Genomic DNA, 2,017 nt, shown 5'->3' with positions numbered 1-2,017 from the left:
ATCGCGTCGTCCTCGGAGAACGACGGCAACGGTCCCGGAAGGGCCGTCGACGGCGATCCGGCGACGCGGTGGGCCTCCCGGGCCGAGGACGACCAGTGGATCCAGGTCGACCTCGGCGCGGCGGTCGACTTCGACCGGGTCACCATCGTGTGGGAGCAGGCGTATGCGCTGGACTACCGCGTCCAGGTCTCCGCCGACGGGAACGCGTGGACCGACGTGAAGGCCGTCAGCAACGACACCCCGCTGGGCAGCCGCGCCACCCAGGTCGAGACGTTCCCCAGCCAGACCGCCCAGCACCTGCGCATCCAGACCGGTGCGCGGGCGACGTCGTGGGGTGTGTCCATGTGGGCGCTCTCGGTGCAGCGGCAGGCCGAGCCGGACGTCGACCTGGCGCTGCGCCGCACCGCCACCGCGTCGTCGTCCGACGGCGACTCCAACGGCCCGGAGCGGGCCGTCGACGGCAACCCGCGGACCCGGTGGTCGTCGAAGTTCGAGGACAACCAGTGGATCCAGGTCGACCTCGGCGCTCCCGTCGCGTTCGACCAGGTCACCATCGTCTGGGAGCAGGCGTACGCCCGCGACTTCGTCATCCAGGTCTCCGCCGACGGGCAGCGCTGGACCGACGTCAAGACGGTCAGCAACAAGATCACCGAACTGAAGATCACGGTGAACGGCGTGCCGGTGTTCGCCCGTGGCGGCAACTGGGGCTGGGACGAGCTGCTGCGCCGGGTGCTGCCCGACCGGCTGGCCGACACGGTCGAGATGCACCGCGACATGAACTTCACGATGATCCGCAACTGGCTCGGCAGCAGCAACCGCGAGGAGCTGTACCAGGCCTGCGACGAGCAGGGCATCCTGGTGTGGAACGACTTCTGGCAGGCCGGCGCGTTCCTGCCCAACCCGCCCGGCTACGTCGACATCGCCGCCGACACCATCCGGCGCTTCCGCCACCACCCGAGCATCGTCGTCTGGTGCGGCGCCAACGAGGGGGACCCGCCGCCGATCGTCGACGCCGGGCTCAAGCAGGCCGTCGCCACCGAGCACCCGGAGATCCTCTACATCCCCAACTCGGCCAGCGGCATCGTGAGCGGGCGTGGACCGTACGGCTGGGTCGACCCGACGACCTACACCGACAAGACGATCTACGAGGCGGACTCGTTCGGCTTCCACACCGAGATCGGCATGCCGGTGGTGTCGGTGACCGAGAGCATGCGCAACCTCGTCGGGGACGCTCCGGAGTGGCCGATCGGTGAGGTGTGGAACTACCACGACTGGTCGACGGTCGGTAACCAGCGCGTCGGCACGTACCAGGCGGCGATCGACGCGCGGCTCGGTGAGTCCGGCTCGCTCGACGAGTTCGCCACCCGGGCGCAGTTCGTCAACTACGAGAGCCACCGCGCCATGTTCGAGGCGTGGAACGCCAACCTGTGGCAGGACGCCACCGGTCTGCTGCTGTGGATGTCGCACCCGGCGTGGCACAGCACGGTCTGGCAGACCTACGACTACGACCTCGACGTGAACGGCGCCTACTACGGTGCCCGCAAGGGGTGCGAGCCGGTGCACGTCCAGGCCGACCCGGGCACCTGGCAGGTACGGGTGGTCAACCACACCGCCGCGCCGCTGAGCGGGGTCACCGTGAGCGCCCGACGCTACGACCTGAGCGGGCGGTCGTTGGGTCCGGCGCAGCGTCAGCGGGTGGACGTGGCCCGCTCGGCCACGACGACGGTCTTCCCCCTCGCCGCGCCGGACGGCGGCGGGCTGCACCTGGTGCGACTGGAGCTGCGCGACAGCCGGGACCGGCTGCTCGCGGAGAACACCTACTGGCGCTACGACAAGGCCGAGCAGATGCGGGCGCTCAACGACGTGCCGAGCACCCGACTGTCGACGACGTCGAGCACCGTACGCGTCGTGGACGGGCGCAACACCGTCACCACGACCGTCCGCAACCAGGGCCGTACGGTCGCCGCGCTGGTCCGGCTCGCCGTGCGCGACAAGGACGGCATTGCCGTCCTTGTCG

Annotated in this window: 1 protein-coding gene; it reads left to right on the top strand. The window is 70.2% G+C overall.

Going from position 1 to position 2,017, the window contains the following annotated elements:
• On the top strand, positions 1-2,017 hold a 2,017-nt coding region (locus KBX53_RS31165), incomplete at both ends, for a discoidin domain-containing protein (RefSeq protein ID WP_210863321.1).

The organism is Micromonospora sp. M51 (genome assembly GCF_018070305.1).
Taxonomy (GTDB): domain Bacteria; phylum Actinomycetota; class Actinomycetes; order Mycobacteriales; family Micromonosporaceae; genus Micromonospora; species Micromonospora parva.
The sequence above is the reverse complement of the archived record's forward strand: the minus strand, read 5'-3'. Positions and strand labels throughout refer to the sequence as shown.